This is a genomic window from Janthinobacterium sp. CG_23.3 (assembly GCF_046115965.1).
GTDB lineage: Bacteria > Pseudomonadota > Gammaproteobacteria > Burkholderiales > Burkholderiaceae_D > Janthinobacterium.
Map to the genome: position 1 here is coordinate 1 of NZ_JBJXIB010000066.1, position 19,707 is coordinate 19,707.

A 19,707-nucleotide genomic window follows, 5' to 3' on the forward strand; every position below is an offset into this window, starting at 1 on the left:
CCCCCCCCCCCCCCCCCCCCCCCCCCCCCCCCCCCCCCCCCCCCCCCCCCCCCCCCCCCCCCCCCCCCCCCCCCCCCCCCCCCCCCCCCCCGCCGCCGCGTCCGGCGCGGCCCGCGGCCACAGCAGCATGACGCCGGCGCCGGCGACGGCGGCGCCCAGCAGCGCGGCGCGCCACGTCACGACGGCGTGTCCAGCTGCAACGGCACGTCAAGCATGGCGCCGTTGACCTCGATCACGGCGCCGCGCAGCAGGCGCAGACGCAGCAGCGTCAACTGCGCGGCGGCCTTCTCGCGCGCCAGCGCGTTGCGCGCCGCGTAGCCGACCGCTTCCGAATCGGCCGCCTGGTAGCCCATCACGCGCTGCTCGACCAGCACCACTTCCCACGGCGCGGGCTGGTTGGGCGCCACCGGCGCGCGGAACGGCCGCGACACCAGCCCCTGCGCCTGCATGAACACCAATTGCTGCAACCAGCTCAGCTTGCCCTCGTGCTTGATCCAGCCCAGTTCACCGCCGGCCTTGGCGTCGTCGGCGCTCGAGTAGCGCCGCGCCAGCGCGCCGAAGTCTTCGCCCCGGGCGGCGGCGGCCACCACCTCGTTACCCAGCTTTTCGTCCGGCACCCGGATGTGGCGCGCCTTGACCCGTTCAATGCGCGTAAATTGGTCCTTGTGGGCGGCGTAATAGCCGGCGATCTCGGCCGCGCTCACCTGGCGCGCCAGGCGCCCCAGCAAGGGGCTGTCGTCGTGCAAGTCCTCGCCGATGCCGTGCAAGGCTTGCAGCGCCCGCACCTCGTCCTGGTCGTCCAGGGTCAGGCGCAAATCGTCGACCGCCTTGGCGCCATGCTGTTGCCTGGCCCAGTGCAAGACAAACAGGTTGGCCAGCCGCAGCTTGGCTTGCTGGCCGAGGAACTCCTGGTTACGCTTGAACAATTCCACCCGGCCCTGCACGTTCTGGCGCTGGTAGATGTCGTACAACGTCAGCGCGCCGCCCTTGCCGGCGGGCAGCCTGTAGCGCAGCACCACCAGCCGCTTCGCCTGCGCCAGCTGGGCCTCGCTCAGCGCGTATTCCAGCAACAACTTGTCGGACTTGCCGAACACCCGGTCCCACGCCGCCGGGTCGGGCGCCGCGCTGTCGCCGACCAGGCCGTCGAGGCTGCCGCCGGGCAAGGCCTGCAGCGCCGTTTCAAGCTCCTTGGCGTAGTGCGCGCGCAGCCTGGCCGCCAACCTGTCGTCGGCGGCGACGTCGCGCTGGAACGTGACGCGGGTGGACGGATGCAGCTCGGCGTCCTTGAACTCGCGCCGCGCCGCGCCCGCCAGCAGGCGGTTGCCGATCGCCGTCTGCAGCGCCGCCGTGCGGGTCGCCTCGGGCGTTTTCTCGCGCGCCGTGCGCAGCAGCGATTCCACGCTGAGCGCGTACAGCGGCGCGCCGTCGATGCGCGCCGCCAGCGCCGGCTCGCTCAGCCGGGTGCTCACCGGCGCCGCGCCGGCTTGCGCGCACCACAGCGCGCAGGCCGCCAGCGCGGCCAACTTGCCCAGCGGGCTCAATTGACCAGGCGCTCGGCGGCGCGGTTCAACACGTGGACCGCCATGGCGATGGAATGCGGGATCATTTGCTTGCCGACCCGAACCCGGTCGCCCTGGTCGGTCGACGACAGCACGATGCCGCCGTTGGCGTACGAATAGGTGCCGCCCTGGGTCAGCAGCGGCCGGATGTCGATGGCCGCCGGCGCCACCGGGGCAAAGTCGGCCAGCGCCGCGCGCACCAGCGCCGGGTCGTTCAGGCGCTCGGACGTGTAGTAGTCGCTGACCCAGGTTTCCCAGCCGGCGTGGTGGTGGGCCGACGAGGTCCAGGTATGGTGCGGTTGCAACAGATCGGTGGTGTGCAGCACGAAGCCCAGGCTTTGCGCGGTCGGGCGCGCCAGGAATTGCTGGAACCAGTACTGGCCCAGGTTGTCGATCGGCTGGAACGGCATGCTCTCGAAGTCGGCGTACTGCTCCGGCCTGGACACGCCGTCAAAGCGGTAATTGGCCTCGGTCAAGCCGTAGCTATTGTATTTGCTGCTATCGCCGAACCAGCCCTTCAGGCCGCCCGCGCCGTCGTCCAGGTAGTCGCCGTACAACCAGGTGGCGGCCATGTTGTCGATGTCGCCGGCCATGCTCAGCTTGGCGTAGTTGTAGCCGCCGAAGGGGTTGCCGTGCACGTCGGGGCCGGCGGTGTGGTTTTGGAAGTGCCAGTACGAGGTGTATTTGACGATCTTAGCGCCGCCGCCCCACACCGGCGCGTATTGGCAATTGCCGGTCGAGGCGCCGCACAGGTAGGTGTCGACGAAATCGTCGACGTCGTAGGCGCCCTGGCCCAGCGCGGTGGCGAACTGCTCGATGCTGTAGCCGGCGCGGGTGACGCCCGTCAGTAGCTTGCCGTAGTTGGTTTGGCCAGGATTGTTTTTCATGAACTCGACGGCGTCGAGCACGATGCGCCGATGGGTTTCCTGCGCCCAGGCATGGGCCGGGGCGTTGACCAGTAGAACCGAGGCCATGGCGACTGCCGCCGCGATCAGATTTTTTTTCATGTGTACCTAAGTAGAGAAACGTTGAACCGCTGGGCAAGCGCCGGCGCCGGCTCCCATGCGCCCACGCGGCGCGGCTGTGCCGCGGACGCCTGGCGCGCCGGCGGAAAGGCGCGGCCCGGTCCATTTTACGATAAAATAGTTTCCTCGTAGAATGATTTATCTAGAGGCAATGTTCAGCATGCCTTTCGAGAGCCGCAGGCGCTGGGCCTGGACCCCATTCGAGGCGTATCATTATTATTTGCATCAGCATTACATGCAAGAAATATTCATAAAAATATAATATTGCGCTTGCGCACGCGGCCGGAAAGCAAACAGCCCCGCGCGGCTGACGCCGGCGGGGCTGGTGCGGTGACGCTACGGGCCGACTGGCCCGGGCTGCGCTTATTTTTTCATTTCCTCTTTCTTGGCTTTGCCGGCGTCGGCGCTCACGGCCGGCTTGGCGTCCTTGGCCATGGCGGCGGCTGGCTTGGCTTCCTTCGCCGCGGCGGCCGGCACCGCTTCCGCCGCCGCGGCGGCCGGCTTGGCTTCCTTGGCGGCGGTGGCTGGCTTGGCTTGCTTCGCCGCGGCGGCCGGCTTCGCGTCCGCGCCGACCTTGGCCTGGCCGTTCACCTGCAAGCCGGCTTCCGACAGCTTGGCCGAGTTCTTCGCGCCGATGCCTTTGACGCGGCTCTCAAAATCGGCCCAGTCCTTGAATTGGCCGCCTTTGGTGCGCTCGTCGATGATTTGTTTCGATTTTGCCGGGCCGATCCCTTTGACGCTGTCGAGCGCCGCCAGGTCGGCCTTGTTGACGTCGACCTGCGCGAACGCAAAGCCCATCGTTGCAATCAAGCTCGCAACGGCCAGCAGTAATTTCTTCATCATGTCGTATCTCTCCGGGGTGGGGTTTCAGGTTGGCTCGAACGCAAGGGAGCGCAGCGCCTTGGCCATCATAACGCGCGGGAAGTGATATGGTTGACAACCTGATGCGCTCGACAGCGTTGGCCGCTTGCGCTGGCTCAAGCATGACTGCCGCGCGCGGGCCGCGGGCCGGCTTCAAACCACAGGCAAAGAGCCGGCGCCAGGGCCACGAGGCCAGACCCTCGGGGTCCGCCCCGCAGGGTGACGCCGCCGGTTTTTGCGAGCCGCCGTCGCGCCCTATTCCGGGAACAGTTCGGCGCGCGTGACGGTGGCGGTGCCCAGCTTGCCGACGACGATGCCGCCGGCGCGGTTGGCGGTGCGCACCGCGTCGCCCAGGCTCATGCCGGCGCCCAGCATCGCCGCCATCGTCGCGATGACGGTGTCGCCGGCGCCGGAGACGTCGAATACTTCGCGCGCGTCGGTCGGCATGTGCAGCACCTCGTGCTCGGTGTAGAGCGTCATGCCCTCCTCCGAACGGGTCAGCAGCAACGCGTCGAGCGACAGTTCGCGGCGCAGTTGCTGCGCCTTCGCCGTCAGTTGCTCTTCATTGCCCCAGCTGCCGACGACGCGGCGCAGCTCCGACTTGTTCGGCGTCAGCACCGACGCGCCGGCGTAGCGCGAAAAGTCGTCGCCCTTCGGGTCGACCATGACGATCTTGCCGGCCGCGCGGGCGGCCCGTATCATGTCGGCGACGTTGACCAGACTGCCCTTGGCGTAGTCGGACAGGACGATAACGTCGTAGTCCGGCAGCAGCGCGTTGAACTGGATCAGCTTGTCGCGCAGGATGGTGTCGCTGGGCGCGTCCTCGAAGTCGATGCGCAGCATCTGCTGTTGGCGCCCGATCACGCGCAATTTGATGATGGTCGAAATGGCCGGGTCGCGCTGCAGGTAGCTGTGGATGCCGCCGCCCTGCAGCAGCTGCTCGACCTGGCCGCCGGCCTCGTCGGCGCCGACCACGCCCAGCAGCCCGGTGTGGGCGCCCAGCGCGGCGGCGTTGCGCGCCACGTTGGCGGCGCCGCCCAGGCGCTCTTCGCGCTTTTCAATGCGCACGATCGGCACCGGCGCCTCCGGCGAGATGCGGCCGACGTCGCCGAACCAGTAGCGGTCCAGCATCACGTCGCCGACCACCAGCAGGCGCACCTGGCCCAGCGCGGGGGCGCACGCGCCGCCGTTCCGGGCGACGAGGGCGCCGCTCATGCGCGCGTCAGGATCGAGCGACCGATCCCGTGGTACTCAATGCCGGCCTCGGCCATGTCGGCGGGCTCGAACAGGTTGCGTCCGTCAAAAATAACTGGCTCCTTTAATTGTGCTTTGATCCGCTCGAAGTCGGGGCTGCGGAAGGTTTTCCATTCTGTGACGATGATCAGGGCGTCGGCGCCGGCCAGCGCGTCCATCGCGCTGGCGGCGTAGCCGACGCGCGCCAGCTGCGCGGCCGGCAGGTCCAGCGCCAGTACGCGCCGCGCCTCGTCCATGGCCACCGGGTCGTAGACCGCCACGCTGGCGCCGCGCTGCAGCAGTTCGGCCAGCAGCGCCCGCGCCGGCGCCTCGCGCATGTCGTCGGTGTTGGGTTTGAACGCCAGGCCCCAGACGGCGAAATGGCGCCCGCCCAGGTCGGCGCCGTAGCGCTGCGCGACCTTCGCGCCGAGCACCCGCTTTTGCCTGTCGTTGACCGCCTCGACCGCGCGCAGGATCAGCAGTTCCTGGCCGTGGCCCTGGGCGGTGCGGGCGAGCGCCTGCACGTCCTTGGGAAAGCAGGAGCCGCCGTAGCCGCAACCGGCGTACAGGAAGCTGTGGCCGATGCGCGGGTCGGAACCGATGCCGTGGCGTACCGCTTCGATGTCGACGCCGACCTTGTCGGCCAGGTTGGCCAGCTCGTTCATGAACGAGATGCGGGTGGCCAGCATCGCGTTGGCGGCGTATTTGGTGAATTCGGCCGAGCGCACGTCCATCCAGTGGGTGCGCTCGCGGTTGCGGTTGAACGGCGCGTACAGGGTTTTCAGCAGTTCGCGCGCGCGCTCGCCCTCGGGCGTGGCGTGGCAACCGATGACGATGCGGTCGGGGCGCATGAAGTCCTCCAGCGCCGCGCCCTCCTTGAGGAATTCGGGGTTCGACGTGACCGAGAAGCGGGCGTCGACGCCGCGCGCGTCCAACTCGGCCTGCACGGCGGCGGCGACGCGCTCGGCGGTGCCAACCGGCACCGTCGACTTGTCGACGATGACCTTGAACTCGTTCATGTACCGGCCGATGTTGCGGGCGGCGGCGAGGACGTACTGCAGGTCCGCCGAGCCGTCCTCGTCGGGCGGGGTGCCGACGGCGATGAATTGCAGCGTGCCGTGCGCCACGGCGGCGGCGACGTCGGTGGAAAAATGCAGGCGGCCGGCGGCGCGGTTGCGCGCGACGATGTCGTCGAGGCCCGGCTCGTGGATCGGCACGCCGCCGCCGTTAAGCGTGGCGATTTTGCCGGCGTCAAGGTCGAGGCAAAAGACGTCGTTGCCCAATTCGGCCAGGCAGGCGCCCGTTACCAAACCCACGTAGCCGGTGCCGATGATCGTAATTTTCATTGTTGCGCTCCTGTCCGGTTAATTCATAACGTTGAGTTCTTCGGTGCGCCGCGGCGGGTAGGTCTCCCAGCGACTGCAGCCCGGACACTGCCAGTAGAACTGGCGCGCCTTGAAGCCGCAGTGGCTGCACTGGTAACGCGCCAGCTTCTGGGTGTAGCCGTGCACCAGGTTCTTCACCATTGACAGTTCCGAAAACAGCGAGGCGGGCGCGTCCATCAGGCGCGCCTCGAGCAGCTTGTCCAGGCCCAGCAGGGTCGGGGTGCGGCGCAGCTCGGCGCTGACCAGCTGCTTGGCCGCCTCCACGCCGTCGAGTTCGATGACGGCCTTGAATACCACCTCGATCAGGTCGATCGAGGAAGCCTCCTCCAGATACGATTTGAGCAGGTTGACGCCCTCCTGCGGCCGGCCGACCTTGCGGTAGCCATCCATCAGCCTTTGCGCCACCAGCGCAACGTGCGGCACGCTCTGCTGTTCGACCCGGCGCCAGGTCAGCAGCGCGCCCTCGACGTCGTGCTTGGCCAGCTGGGCGTCGCCCAACAGCAAGGTCGCGCGGACGTTCTTGCGGTCGGTCTGCAAGGCCTTTTCCAACAGCGGCAGGGCGTCGTCGGGGTGCATGTGCACCAGCGCGTCCTGCGCCAGTTCGCAATAGAACTGGGCGATTTCCTTCTGGCGCGCGCCGGCGCCGGACTCCTGCAGGCCGATGGCCGCCTCGATCGCCCGCGGCCACTCCTTCTCGCGCTGGAAAATTTCCAGCAGCGCGCGCCGGGCCTGCACCGCGTACTGCGTCGCCAGCAGGCGGTTGAAGGTTTCCTCGGCGCGGTCGAGCAGGCCGGCCTTCAGGTAGTCCTGGCCCAGCTCGAATTCGGCGTGCGCTTGCTGCTCCTGCGGCAGGTCGGGGCGCGACAGCAGGTTCTGGTGGACGCGGATGGCGCGCTCGGTCTCGCCGCGGCGGCGGAACAGATTGCCCAGCGCGAAGTGCATATCGGCCGTTTCCGGGTCCAGCTTGACGATTTCAATGAAGGCGTCGATGGCCTTGTCGGGCTGGTCGTTGAGCAAGTGGTTCAGGCCCGTGAAATAGCCGCGCGGCAGGCTGCGCGACTCGGACACCAGTTGCTTGATATCAACCCGCGCGGCGATCCAGCCCAGCGCGAAAAAGACCGGTATCCCCAGGAGCAGCCAGAGTTCAAATTCCATGCGTTTTTTTATTCTTGGTGTGTGGGCGGCATTACTGCTGCGTGTTGACGCTGTCCGGCTGCGGTTGGAGCGTGCCCTGCTGGGCGCCCGTTTGCAGCGTCTGGATGGTCGATTTTTGTTTGCTCGCTTCGCGCCGGTGGCGGAACACGGTGGGCGTCAGGGCCAGCACGCCAAGACTAGCGCCGGCGACGAAAAAGCCCAGCAGCATCAGCACCAGCGGGCCGCGTAATTCGTAATTGAGGAAAAAGCGCAGATCGACCTCCTGCGTATTTTTCAGCGCGAAACCAAAAAACAAGACGAACAGAACAAATCCAACGAAGGAGGAAATAAATTTCATCAGCGAGGTCCAGTTTGTGGTTCACAAGCGCCAGTGTGGCACAAGAAAACGCTTACATCAAAAAAAGGGGTACAAAAAAAAGCGGCATCCAAGGACGCCGCTCTTTGACGCCGGCCCCGCGCACGCGGGGTGCGCCGGGTCGGCATGCCTAGTCACCTTTCAGCGGACGAGGTCAATCCTCGATGATCGGCTGGCCGACCATCGCGTCTACCCGCTCGCGCAACTGCTTGCCCGGCTTGAAGTGGGGGACCCGTTTTTCGGGCACCATCACCTTGTCGCCGGACTTCGGATTGCGGCCGATGCGCGGTGGCCTGCTGTTGAGGGCAAAGCTGCCAAAACCGCGGATCTCGATGCGCTGACCGGTCGCCAGGGCGTTGGTCATCGCGTCGAGGATGGTTTTGACGGCGTATTCCGCATCTTTGGCCACCAGCTGAGAATAACGCTCAGCGAGGCGGTTGATCAACTCGGACTTGGTCATCTACTGATCCGCAGACTGTCTTAGTTCTTGTTGTCGAATTTAGCTTTCAACAATGCGCCCAGGCTGGTGGTGCCCGAAGCTGCGTTGTTGTCGGTTGCGGCCATTTTCTGCATTGCTTCCTGGGTTTCGACGTTGTCTTTCGCTTTGATCGACAATTGGATACCACGGGCTTTGCGGTCGATGTTCAGAACCATCGCTTCAACGACGTCGCCGACTTTGAAGTGGGTACCGGCATCTTCAACGCGGTCGCGCGAGATTTCCGAAGCGCGCAGGTAGCCTTCGACTTCTTCCGACAACTGGATCACTGCGCCTTTAGGCTCGACCGACTTGACCGTACCCGTTACCAGGGAGCCTTTGTCGTTCATTGCGGCGAAATTGTTGAACGGATCGCCTTCCAGCTGCTTGACGCCCAGGGAAACGCGCTCGCGCTCGACGTCGATGGCCAGCACGATGGCTTCCAGTTCGTCGCCCTTTTTGAAACGACGCACGGCTTCTTCGCCGGTTTCGGTCCAGGACAGGTCGGACAGGTGAACCAGGCCGTCGATGTTGCCGGCCAGGCCGATGAACACGCCGAAGTCGGTGATCGATTTGATCGCGCCGCGGACTTTGTCGCCCTTCTTGTGGGTCACGCCAAAGTCATCCCAAGGGTTGGCTTTGCACTGTTTCATACCCAGCGAGATACGACGACGCTCTTCGTCGATTTCCAGAACCATCACTTCAACTTCGTCGCCCAGTTGGACAACTTTGTTTGGTGCGACGTTTTTGTTGGTCCAGTCCATTTCGGAGACGTGCACCAGACCTTCGATACCCTGCTCGACTTCAACGAAGGCGCCGTAGTCGGTGAGGTTGGTGACTTTACCGAACAGACGGGTGCTTTGTGGGTAACGACGGGACAGACCGGTCCAAGGATCGTCGCCCAGTTGTTTCACGCCCAGCGAAACACGGTTCTTCTCTTGATCGTATTTCAGGACCTTGGCGGTAATTTCCTGGCCAACCGTCAGCACTTCCGACGGATGACGCACGCGGCGCCATGCCAGGTCGGTGATGTGCAACAGGCCGTCGATGCCGCCCAGGTCCACGAAGGCGCCATAGTCGGTGATGTTTTTGACGACGCCGGTCACGACCGTGCCTTCTTTCAGCGTTTCCATCAGTTTCTGACGCTCTTCGCCCATCGACGCTTCGATGACGGCGCGGCGGGACAGAACCACGTTGTTACGCTTGCGATCGAGCTTGATCACTTTGAATTCGAGGGTTTTGCCTTCGAACGGGGTGGTGTCTTTGACTGGACGGGTGTCGACCAGCGAACCCGGCAGGAACGCGCGGATGCCGTTGGTCAGAACGGTCAGGCCGCCCTTGACTTTGCCGTTGACGGTACCGACGACGATCTCGCCCGATTCCATCGCTTTTTCCAGCGCCAGCCACGAAGCCAGACGCTTGGCTTTGTCGCGCGACAGGATGGTGTCGCCGAAACCGTTTTCCAACGATTCGATCGCCACGGAAACGAAGTCACCGACTTTGACTTCCAGTTCGCCGTGGTCGTTTTTGAATTCTTCGATTGGGATGAATGCTTCGGATTTGAGGCCGGCGTTGACGATCACGAAATTGTGGTCGAGGCGCACGACTTCAGCGGAAATAACTTCGCCGGAGCGCATATCTTGACGCGACAACGATTCCTCGAAGAGCGCGGCAAAACTTTCCATACCGGTAAATTCTGTAGATGTAGCTGTAGACATAGGGGTTCACACATTGTTAGCCAGCAGAGATCGCACGATGCGACTTAAACTGGGTTAGGTTTGACACACGCCCGGGCCGGACTGCGCCGCCACGGGCACCACGGTAGTACTGATACGCACTACTTTGCCGCCGCCGCATGCCATTTCAGCACCAAATCGACGGCCTCATCGGCAGTCATATTCGACGTATCGAGCACATGAGCACCCTCTGCGGGGACCAGGGGCGCGATCGCACGGTGAGTATCACGTGCGTCTCGCGCATTCAAATCCATCAGAAGGTCTTCTATACTAGCAGAAATTCCCTTGTCAATCAATTGCTTATATCGGCGTTGCGCCCTAGCCTCGGCGCTGGCGGTCAGGAACACCTTCAGCGGGGCGTGCGGGAAGATCACCGTGCCCATGTCGCGCCCGTCGGCGACCAGGCCCGGCGCCTTGCGGAAACCCAGTTGCAGCGCGAACAGGGCCTGGCGCACGGCCGGCAGCGCGGCGATTTTCGAGGCGGTGTTGCCGACGCTTTCGGCGCGGATGGCGTCGGTGACGTTCTCGTTGGCCAGCAGGATCTCGCCGCCGGCGAAACTGCAGGGCAAATGCTCGGCCAGCTTGGCCAGCGCGTGCTCGTCGCCCAGGTCGGTGCCGCGGCGCAGCGCCGTCAGCGCCGTCAGGCGGTACAGCGCGCCGGAGTCGAGGTAGTGGAAGCCGAGCTTGTCGGCGACGCGGTGCGCCACCGTGCCCTTGCCGGAGGCGGTCGGGCCGTCAATGGTGATGACTGGGTAGTGGGATGTGGTCATAATCTTCTTTTTGTTGATACGTCAATTCCTAACCAGAAAACCGGGGACAGACGGGGACGCCGAGTCCACGTTTTTCGAGAAATGTTTCTCGAAAAACGTGGTCTGTCCCCGGCCGCCTCCGGCGGCGCCCTGGCGTTTAAAACAGGTCTTCGCGGGCGATGCCGGCGAACGCCTCAAAATACTCGGGGAAGGTCTTGGCGACGCATTTCGGGTCGTTGATGCGCATCGCGTTGCCGCGCCGCGCCGCGCCGTCCAGCGTGGCCAGCGAGAAGCACATCGCCATGCGGTGGTCGTCGTAGGTGTCGATGGTCGCCGCGGCGATCGCCGCCGGCGGCGTCACGCGCAGGTAGTCGGCGCCCTCCTCGACCTCGGCGCCGAGCTTGCGCAACTCGCAGGCCATGGCCGCGATGCGGTCGGTTTCCTTGACGCGCCAGCTGGCGATGTTGCGCAGCGTGCTGGTGCCGTCGGCGTACAGCGCGGCGATGGCGATCGTCATGGCGGCGTCGGGGATGTGGTTGAAGTCGGCGTCGATGGCCTTGAGCACGCCGTTCGAGGTGGCCTCGATCCAGGTGTCGCCCATGGTGATGGTGGCGCCCATCTGCTCCAAGGCGGCGACGAAGCGCACGTCGCCCTGGATGCTATCGCGCCCGACGCCCTCGACCCGCACCGGCCCGCCGGCGATGGCGCCGGCGGCCAGGAAGTAGGACGCCGACGAGGCGTCGCCCTCGACGTGGATAACGCCCGGGCTTGTATACTTCTGCCCCGGCTGCACGGTGAACGACTGCCAGCCGTCCTGCTCGACGACGACGCCGAAGCGGCGCATCAGGTTCAGCGTGATTTCAATGTAGGGCTTGGAGATCAGCTCGCCGACGACGTCGATCGACACCGCGTGCTGGCGCGCCATCAACGGCGCCACCATCAGCAGCGCGGTCAGGAACTGGCTCGAAACGTTGCCGCGCACCGACATGCGCTGGGCGTGCAGGTGGCCGCGGCGGATGCGCAGCGGCGGGAAGCCCTGGTTGCCGGTGTACTCGATCTGCGCGCCGACCGCGTTGAGGGCGTCCACCAGGTCGCCGATCGGCCGCTCGTGCATGCGCGCCACCCCGTGCAGCGTGTAGTCGCCGCCGATGACGGCCAGCGCCGCCGTCAGCGGACGGATGGCGGTGCCGGCGTTGCCCATGAAGAGGTCGGCAGCGTGGTTCGGGAAGACCCCGCCGGCGCCGTGCACGTGGTGCACCTGGTGCAGCGTTTCGGGGTGGCTCTGCCCCTCCTGCCCCTCCTGCTCCCAGCGCACACCCAGCTGCGTGAGCGCGCCGAGCATGACGAAGGTGTCGTCCGAGGCCAGCAGGTCGATGATCTTGGTCGTGCCTTCGGCCAGCGCGGCCAGCAACAGCACGCGGTTCGAAATACTCTTCGAGCCGGGCAGGCGCACCGTGCCGTGCACCTGCATGACGGGGGTCAAATCGAGATGGTGCGGGTAGTGTTTTTGCTGCGTCATGCGGTTTCGTCCTTCTCTGCTTGTGTGCGAATATCGCTATTCCTATCTATTCCGCCTGGTCGGCCGGCCGCGGCGCCTCGGCGCTTTCGATCGCCCCGGTCCACTGCCGGCGCGCGCGCTGGGCGTTGGCGTAGAGCGCCTCGATGGCGGTGCCGTCGCCGGCCGCCAGCATGGCGCGCAGGCCGGTCAATTGTGCCAGATAAGCGTCCAGCTCGGTCAACAACGCGCCCTGGTTGGCCAGGCTGATGTCGCGCCACATCTCCGGCGACGAGCCGGCGATGCGGGTGAAGTCGCGAAAGCCGCTGGCGGCGTACTGGAACAGCAGGTCGGCGTGCGGCTTGTTGGCGATGTCGTCGACCAGCGCGTAGGCCAGCAAATGCGGCAGGTGGCTGACGGCGGCGAACACCTTGTCGTGCTCCTGCGGCGTCAGCTGGTGGATGACGGCGCCGCAGGCGCGCCAGGCGGCGGCGACGCGCTCGACGTCGGCCGGAACGTTTTCCGCCAGCGCCGTCAGCACCGTCTTCTTGCCCCGATACAGGTCGACGATGGCGGCGTCCGGACCGTTCGACTCGCGCCCGGCGATCGGATGGCCCGGCACAAACTGCGCCAGCTTGCCGCCCAGCGCCCGGCGCGCCGCCGCCACCACGTCGCTCTTGGTGCTGCCGGCGTCGGTGACCACGGTGCCCGCTTGCAGGTGCGGCCGCAGCGCCGCCAGGATGTTCTCGGTCTGCGCCACCGGCGCGGCGATCAGCACCAGGTCGGCGTCGCGCATGGCCTCGGCCATGTCGGCGCCGACGCTGTCGATGATGCCCAGCTCCAGCGCGCGCGCCAGCGAGGCCTGCGAGCGCCCCATGCCGACCACGTGGCCGACCGCGCCGGCCTGTTTCAGCGCGCGGGCGAACGAGCCGCCGATCAGGCCGACGCCGAAAATGACGATTTTATTGAGTGCGGGCGTCGCCATAACGTCAGGCCAGCGCCTTCGTCAGCGCGGCGATCAGCACCGCGTTTTCCCGCGGCAGGCCGATGGAAACGCGCAACCACCGCGGCAGGCCATAGTTGCCGACCGGGCGCACGATCACGCCCTGCTTGAGCAGGGCCAGGTTGACGCGGGCTCCGGCGCCGTCGTCGTCGCCGACCCGCACCATGACGAAATTGCCGTACGAGGGCACGTACTCCAGCCCGAGCGCGGCGAAGGCCTCGGTGAACTGGCGGTAGCCGGCGGCGTTGTTGGCCGCGCCCTTGGCCAGGAAGGCGCCGTCGTTGAGGGCGGCGACGGCGGCGGCCTGCGCCATCGAATTGACGTTGAAGGGTTGGCGGATGCGGTTCATCAGGTCCGTCAGCGCCGGCTGGGCGATGGCGAAGCCGACCCGCAGCCCGGCCAGGCCGTAGGCCTTCGAGAAGGTCCGCGACACCAGCAGGTTCGGGTATTGCTTGACCCAGGCGGCCGATTCGTACTGCTGCTCGGGCGCCAGGAATTCGTTGTAGGCCTCGTCGAGCACCACCACCACGTGCGCCGGCACCTGCCGAATGAAGGCTTCGATCTGCGCCGCCGGGATGAAGGTGCCGGTCGGGTTGTTCGGGTTGGCGATGAAGACCAGGCGGGTGTCGGCGTCGATCGCCGCGGCCATCGCCGGCAGGTCGTGGCCGTAGTCGCTGGCCGCCACCACGATGGCGCGCGCGCCCACGCCCTGGGTCGCCAGCGCGTAGACGGCGAACGAGTACTGCGCGTAGAGCACCGCCTGGCCCTGCCGCACGAAGGCGTGCGCGGCGATTTCCAGGATGTCGTTGCTGCCGTTGCCCAGCGTGATCCAGTCGGCCGGCACGGCGTAGCGTTCGGCCAGCGCGGCCTTCAGCTCGAAGCCGTTGGCGTCGGGGTAGCGGCCGATGTCGCTGGCGGCCTGCAGCATCGCCGCGCGCGCCGAATCCGGCACGCCGAAGGGATTCTCGTTCGACGCCAGCTTAACGATGGCGGCCTCGTCGAGGCCGAATTCGCGCGCGACTTCCGCGATGGGTTTGCCGGCCTGGTAAGGGGCGATGGCGCGGACGTACTCGGGACCGAATTGTGTAGGCATAAAATTAGTCTGTGAATTAGCTGAGAATTAAGCTGTGAATTAAGCTGTAAATTAGGCTGAATACATATTAGAGGCTGACCGGGTAGGAACCCAGTACTTTGAAGAAGGCGGCGTTGCTCTTGAGCTCGGCCAGCGCCAGCGCCACGGCGCCGTCGCGGGCGTGGCCGACCACGTCGACATAGAAGTAGTACTCCCAGCTGCCCAGGCGCGCCGGGCGCGACTCGAAGCGCGACATCGACACGCCGTGCCTGGCCAGCGGCGCCAGCAACTGGTACATCGCACCGGCCTTGTTCGGCACCGCCAGCACCAGCGAGGTCTGGTCGGCGCCCGACGGCGTGGTCTGCAAATGGCCGATCACGGCGAAACGGGTGCGGTTGTGGGCGTCGTCCTGGATGTGCGCCTGCACCACGCCAAGCTGGTACTGGCGCCCCGCCATCTCGCTGGCGATGGCCGCCATGGCAGGGTCCAGGCCGGCCATGCGCGCGGCCTCGGCGTTCGAGGCGACGGCGCGCCGCTCGATGTTCGGATAGTGCACGTTGAGCCAGGCCTGGCACTGCGCCAGAGCCTGCGAATGGGCGCAGATGACGCCGACGCCCTCCATCGCGCCGCTCTTCGTCATCAGGCTGTGGTGGACGTCGATGGCCACCTCGCCGCTGATGATCAGGCTGGTCTGCATCAGCAGGTCGAGCGTGCGGTTGACCGCGCCCTCGGACGAATTCTCGATCGGCACGACGCCGAAATCGGCGGTGCCGGCTTCGGCGGCGCGGAACACCTCGTCGATGGAGGCGCACGGCAAGGCCTCGACGGCGCTGCCGAATTGCTTGTAGACGGCCTGCTCGGTAAAGGTGCCGACCGGGCCCAGGTAGGCCACGGTGACGCGCTTTTCCAGCGAGCGGCAGGCCGACATGATTTCACGGAAAATCGTTTGCAACTCGCCGCTGCCCATCGGCCCGGGGTTGCGCTCGGCCACGCCGCGCAGCACCTGCGCCTCGCGCTCCGGGCGGAACACCGGCGCCATGGTTTCGGCCTTCACATGGCCGACCTCTTGCGCCAGGCGCGCGCGGCGGTTCAATAAGTCGAGGATTTGCGCGTCGATCGCGTCGATCTGCTCGCGCAACGGTTTTAATTTGTCTGTCATTGTCTACGTGGGGCTGGTTGTGTGGCGATCTTTGCCGCGGGACTTACTTGCCGCGGCCCGCGAACTGGTTCAAATAATCGACCAGGGCTTGCACGCCCTCGATCGGCATCGCGTTGTAGATCGATGCGCGCATACCGCCGACGGACTTGTGGCCCTTCAGTTGCAGCAGGCCGCGCTGCTTGGCGCCGGCCAGGAATGCTTCGTTTTTGCTCTCGTCGCGCAGGAAGAACGGGATCGTCATGCGCGAGCGGTTTTCAGCGGCGATGCGGTTATGGTAGAAGTCGTCGGCGTCCAGCGCCGCGTACAGCAGCGCCGCTTTTTCGATGTTGCGCTTCTCCATCGCCGCCACGCCGCCCTGGCGTTTCAGCCACTGGAACACCAGGCCGGCGATGTAGATCGCGTAGGTCGGCGGCGTGTTGTACATCGAGTCGTGCTGCGCCACCACGCTCCAGTCGAACGCCGACGGGCAGATCGGCAGGGCCGCGCCGAGCAGGTCCTCGCGCACGATGACCAGGGTCAGGCCGGCCGGGCCGATGTTCTTTTGCGCGCCGCCGAAGATAACGCCGTATTTCGACACGTCGATGACGCGCGACAGGATGTGCGAGGACATGTCGGCGACGATGGTGGTGTCGCCGGCTAGCTCGGGCGCGAAGGCGTACTCGACGCCGTCGATGGTTTCGTTGGTGCAGATGTGCAGGTAGGCGGCGCCCGGCGTGAGTGTCCAGTCGGACTGCGGCGGCACGCGGTTGTAGCCGTCGGCCTGCGACGAGGCGGCGACGTTGACGTTGGCGTACTTGGCCGCCTCCTTGATCGACTTGCCCGACCAGGAACCGGTGTGGACAAAGTCGACCGTGGCCGGCTGCGGCTTGCGCCCGACCAGGTTCAGCGGCACGATGGCGTTCTCGCCCAGGCCGCCGCCCTGCAGGAACAGGATCTTGTAGTTGTCGGGCACGGCCAGCAACTCGCGCAGGTCGCGCACGGCGCCCTGGTAGATCGAGATGAATTCGGGGCCGCGGTGGCTCATTTCCATGACGGACATTCCGCTGCCGTGCCAGTCGAGCATTTCGGCGGCCGCTTGCGCCAGCACTTCTTTGGGCAGCACGGCCGGGCCGGCGGAGAAATTATAGATGTACGTCACGTTGCGATCCTTTGAGTACTAGTTGGTTTGCCTTGCTACGATATTCTAATGGACACAGCGGAACCGCGTTGACCGCCGTGGTGATTACCCTAATAAACAAACCGGCGACTGACTTAAAACCAACGGCGCGGCGCGTAGGTCGGGTTAGCGCGGCGTAAGCCGACAGGAGCCGCCGCGGGCGCGCGCGCGCGATCGAACAACAGCGGCGCCGCTCGTAACTGGGGCCGGGTTGTTCGCTAAAACAAGCCCGGCCCCCGCTGCGCTACCCGACTTATTCCGCCGGTTTCGCTTCCGGACCGGCTTCCAGTTCGACGTCGTCGACGTCGGCCTCGACGATGCGTTGCAGGCCGGACAGCTTGGTGCCGTCCTCGACCGCGATCAGCGTCACGCCTTGCGTGGCGCGGCCCATTTCACGGATCTCCGCCACGCGCGTGCGGATCAGCACGCCCCCGGTGGTGATCAGCATGATCTCGTCGCTCTCCTCCACCAGCGTGGCGGCCACGACGCGGCCGTTGCGTTCGCTGGTCTGGATCGCGATCATGCCCTTGGTGCCGCGGCCGTGGCGGGTGTATTCGGTGATCGGGGTACGCTTGCCGAAGCCGTTTTCCGTTGCCGTCAACACCGACTGCTGCTCGTTCTCGGCCACCAGCAGGGCGATCACGTGCTGCCCCTCTTCCAGGTTCATGCCGCGCACGCCGCGGGCGGTGCGGCCCATCGGGCGCACGTCGTTCTCGTCGAAGCGCACCGCCTTGCCGGAGTCGGAGAACAACATCACGTCGTGCTGGCCGTCGGTCAGCGCGGCGCCGATCAAGAAGTCGCCGTCGTCGAGGTCGACGGCGATGATGCCGGCCTTGCGCGGGTTGCTGAAGTCCTTCAGCGGCGTCTTCTTGACGGTGCCCAGGCTGGTCGACATGAACACGTAATGGTCTTCCGGGAAAACCCGGTTGTCGCCCGACAGCGGCAGGATCACGGTGATCTTCTCGTTGTCTTGCAGCGGGAACATGTTGACGATCGGCTTGCCGCGCGAATTGCGCGAGCCCTGCGGCACTTCCCACACCTTCAGCCAGTACATGCGGCCGCGGTCGGAGAAGCACAGGATGTAGTCGTGCGTGTTGGCGATGAAGAGCTGGTCGATCCAGTCCTCTTCCTTGGTCGCCATGGCCTGCTTGCCGCGCCCGCCGCGCTTTTGCGCGCGGTACTCGGAAATCGGCTGCGCCTTCATGTAGCCGGTGTGCGACAAGGTCACGACCATGTCCTGCGGCGTGATCAAGTCTTCGGTTTCCAGGTCGGTGGCGTTGAGTTCGATCTGCGAACGGCGCACGTCCTTGTTGCCTTCGCCGTATTCGTTCTTGGCCAGCGTCAGCTCGTCGGTGATGATGATGGTGACGCGCTCCGGCTTGGACAGGATGTCCAGCAAGTCGGCGATGTGCGTCATGACGTCTTTGTATTCGTTGACGATCTTGTCCTGCTCCAGGCCGGTCAGGCGCTGCAGACGCATCTGCAAAATCTCTTGCGCCTGGTCGTCCGACAGCTTGTACAGGCCGTCGCTCTGCATGCCGTAGTGCTTCGGCAGGTGCTCGGGACGGAAGGCGTCGATGCCGCCGACGGTGGTGCCGTCGCCGGTGCGCGCCAACATCTCGCGCACGACCGAGGAATCCCACGGCCGGTTCATCAGCTCGACCTTGGCGATCGGCGGCGTCGGCGCGGCCTTGATGATGGCGATGAAATCGTCGATATTGGCCAGCGCCACGGCCAGGCCTTCGAGCACGTGGCCGCGCTCGCGCGCCTTGCGCAGTTCGAACACGGTGCGCCGCGTCACCACTTCGCGGCGGTGCGCCAGGAAGCATTGCAGCATCTGCTTCAAGTTCAGCAGGCGCGGCTGGCCGTCGACCAGCGCCACCATGTTCATGCCGAAGGTGTCCTGCAACTGGGTCTGCTTGTACAGGTTGTTGAGCACCACTTCCGGCACTTCGTTGCGCTTCAGTTCGATAACCACGCGCATGCCCGACTTATCGGACTCGTCGCGGATGTCGGAGATGCCGTCGAGCTTTTTGTCGCGCACGTTTTCGGCGATGCGTTCCAGCAGCGACTTCTTGTTCACCTGGAACGGCAGCTCGTCGACGATGATGGCGATGCGCCCGCCCTCCTTGCCGAATTCCTCGAAGTGGGTCTTGGCGCGCATGACGACGCGGCCGCGGCCGGTGCGGTAGCCGTCGCGCACGCCGGAGACGCCATAAATAATACCGGCGGTCGGGAAGTCCGGCGCCGGAATGATTTCAATCAACTCGTCGATGCTGCAGTCGGGGTTGCGCAGCACGTGCAGCGCGCCGTCGATGACCTCGGTGATGTTGTGCGGCGGAATGTTGGTCGCCATGCCGACCGCGATGCCGGTGGCGCCGTTGATCAGCAGGTTAGGGATCTTGGTCGGCAGCACCGACGGCTCTTTTTCCTTGCCGTCGTAGTTCGGTACAAAGTCGACGGTATCCTTGTCGATGTCGGCCAGGATCTCGCTGGCGATTTTGTCGAGGCGGCACTCGGTGTAACGCATCGCCGCGGCGCTGTCGCCGTCGACGGAGCCGAAGTTGCCCTGGCCGTCGACCAGCGTGTAGCGCAGCGAAAAGTCCTGCGCCATGCGCACCAGCGTGTCGTAAATCGAGGCGTCGCCGTGCGGGTGGAATTTACCCATGGTCTCGCCGACGACGCGGGCGCACTTGACGTAAGGGCGGTTCCACACGTTGTTCATTTCATGCATCGCATACAAGACGCGGCGGTGCACCGGCTTCAAGCCGTCGCGCACATCCGGCAGGGCCCGGCCGACGATCACGCTCATGGCGTAATCGAGGTAGCTCTTGCGCATCTCTTCTTCGAGGGAAATAGGGATTGTTTCTTTTGCGAATTGATCCATTGGCGGTTCGACTGATCTCAGGCTGTGGTTAACTTATCTGCTACGCAATGTATGACGCAATACTGCATATCCGGGGCGGCTGCTGCATGGGTGCTGGGCGGTTGGGCTTGCTACCATGTTTTCAACAGTCAAGCATGGGATTTTAACATGCGCGACCTTCTTCCAGCGCAATTCCGACGCCGCCCAAGCGCACCGCTCCGGGGCGCGTGCGCCGCGCGGCGCCGCGCCGGCGCACGGCGCAACGGCGGCGACTGCCCAGCAAACAGGCAAATCAAGTGAAAGTTGTCATAAGAGTGTAACAATATCTTACGGACGTTGCACAAAAACAACGACAAGTCTAAAATCCGGGAAACTTTGATTTAACCACCGGCGTGCGAACTTGTCGCCTGTGGCAAAATGAAT

The 19,707-nt window shown here is 65.3% G+C and carries 17 protein-coding genes; all 17 read right to left on the reverse strand.

From position 1 onward, the window contains the following. On the reverse strand, window positions 1–180 hold a 180-nt coding region (locus ACFDR9_RS16020; protein WP_409031645.1), incomplete at its 3' end, for a hypothetical protein. After that, window positions 177–1,541 carry a peptidylprolyl isomerase gene (locus ACFDR9_RS16025; protein WP_409031646.1) on the reverse strand — a complete coding sequence of 455 codons (1,365 nt, stop codon included), beginning with the start codon at window positions 1,539–1,541 and terminating at the stop codon, window positions 177–179. The genes ACFDR9_RS16020 and ACFDR9_RS16025, both read right to left, overlap by 4 nt. Then, window positions 1,538–2,566 (reverse strand): phospholipase, encoded by a 1,029-nt coding sequence (locus ACFDR9_RS16030; RefSeq protein ID WP_409031647.1) that lies wholly within the window; start codon window positions 2,564–2,566, stop codon window positions 1,538–1,540. The genes ACFDR9_RS16025 and ACFDR9_RS16030 overlap by 4 nt, the downstream gene beginning before the upstream one ends. 381 nt (window positions 2,567–2,947) lie before the next feature. After that, window positions 2,948–3,427: a ComEA family DNA-binding protein gene (locus tag ACFDR9_RS16035; RefSeq protein ID WP_409031648.1), complete on the reverse strand. Its 480-nt coding sequence runs from the start codon at window positions 3,425–3,427 to the stop codon at window positions 2,948–2,950. A gap of 273 nt (window positions 3,428–3,700) precedes the next feature. After that, complete coding sequence (rfaE1, locus tag ACFDR9_RS16040; protein WP_409031649.1) at window positions 3,701–4,660, reverse strand: D-glycero-beta-D-manno-heptose-7-phosphate kinase; 960 nt, start codon at window positions 4,658–4,660, stop codon at window positions 3,701–3,703. Next, window positions 4,657–6,024 carry a UDP-glucose dehydrogenase family protein gene (locus ACFDR9_RS16045; protein WP_409031650.1) on the reverse strand — a complete coding sequence of 456 codons (1,368 nt, stop codon included), beginning with the start codon at window positions 6,022–6,024 and terminating at the stop codon, window positions 4,657–4,659. The genes rfaE1 and ACFDR9_RS16045 overlap by 4 nt, the downstream gene beginning before the upstream one ends. 18 nt (window positions 6,025–6,042) lie before the next feature. Beyond that, window positions 6,043–7,218, reverse strand: a complete 1,176-nt coding sequence (lapB, locus tag ACFDR9_RS16050) for a lipopolysaccharide assembly protein LapB (RefSeq protein WP_409031651.1) — start codon at window positions 7,216–7,218, stop codon at window positions 6,043–6,045. Window positions 7,219–7,249: 31 nt separating this feature from the next. Beyond that, window positions 7,250–7,555: a lipopolysaccharide assembly LapA domain-containing protein gene (locus ACFDR9_RS16055; RefSeq protein WP_026132931.1), complete on the reverse strand. Its 306-nt coding sequence runs from the start codon at window positions 7,553–7,555 to the stop codon at window positions 7,250–7,252. 172 nt (window positions 7,556–7,727) lie between these two features. Further along, window positions 7,728–8,033: an integration host factor subunit beta gene (locus ACFDR9_RS16060; RefSeq protein WP_008446215.1), complete on the reverse strand. Its 306-nt coding sequence runs from the start codon at window positions 8,031–8,033 to the stop codon at window positions 7,728–7,730. 20 nt (window positions 8,034–8,053) lie between these two features. Continuing rightward, entirely contained in the window at window positions 8,054–9,733 is a 1,680-nt protein-coding gene (rpsA, locus tag ACFDR9_RS16065) for a 30S ribosomal protein S1 (protein WP_017876964.1), read from the reverse strand. Between the two features lie 152 nt (window positions 9,734–9,885). After that, the gene (gene cmk, locus ACFDR9_RS16070) at window positions 9,886–10,554 is read right to left on the reverse strand and encodes a (d)CMP kinase (RefSeq protein ID WP_017876965.1); all 669 of its coding nucleotides are present in this window, start codon (window positions 10,552–10,554) and stop codon (window positions 9,886–9,888) included. A gap of 136 nt (window positions 10,555–10,690) precedes the next feature. Further along, window positions 10,691–12,052: a 3-phosphoshikimate 1-carboxyvinyltransferase gene (aroA, locus tag ACFDR9_RS16075; protein ID WP_409031652.1), complete on the reverse strand. Its 1,362-nt coding sequence runs from the start codon at window positions 12,050–12,052 to the stop codon at window positions 10,691–10,693. Window positions 12,053–12,098: 46 nt separating this feature from the next. Then, window positions 12,099–13,013: a prephenate dehydrogenase gene (locus ACFDR9_RS16080; protein WP_409031653.1), complete on the reverse strand. Its 915-nt coding sequence runs from the start codon at window positions 13,011–13,013 to the stop codon at window positions 12,099–12,101. Window positions 13,014–13,017: 4 nt separating this feature from the next. After that, entirely contained in the window at window positions 13,018–14,124 is a 1,107-nt protein-coding gene (gene hisC, locus ACFDR9_RS16085; protein ID WP_409031654.1) for a histidinol-phosphate transaminase, read from the reverse strand. 67 nt (window positions 14,125–14,191) lie between these two features. Next, window positions 14,192–15,262, reverse strand: a complete 1,071-nt coding sequence (gene pheA, locus ACFDR9_RS16090; RefSeq protein WP_409031655.1) for a prephenate dehydratase — start codon at window positions 15,260–15,262, stop codon at window positions 14,192–14,194. 43 nt (window positions 15,263–15,305) lie between these two features. Then, window positions 15,306–16,400 (reverse strand): 3-phosphoserine/phosphohydroxythreonine transaminase, encoded by a 1,095-nt coding sequence (serC, locus tag ACFDR9_RS16095; RefSeq protein WP_409031656.1) that lies wholly within the window; start codon window positions 16,398–16,400, stop codon window positions 15,306–15,308. Between the two features lie 271 nt (window positions 16,401–16,671). After that, complete coding sequence (gene gyrA / locus ACFDR9_RS16100) at window positions 16,672–19,305, reverse strand: DNA gyrase subunit A (protein WP_026132933.1); 2,634 nt, start codon at window positions 19,303–19,305, stop codon at window positions 16,672–16,674. Window positions 19,306–19,707 lie beyond the last annotated feature (402 nt).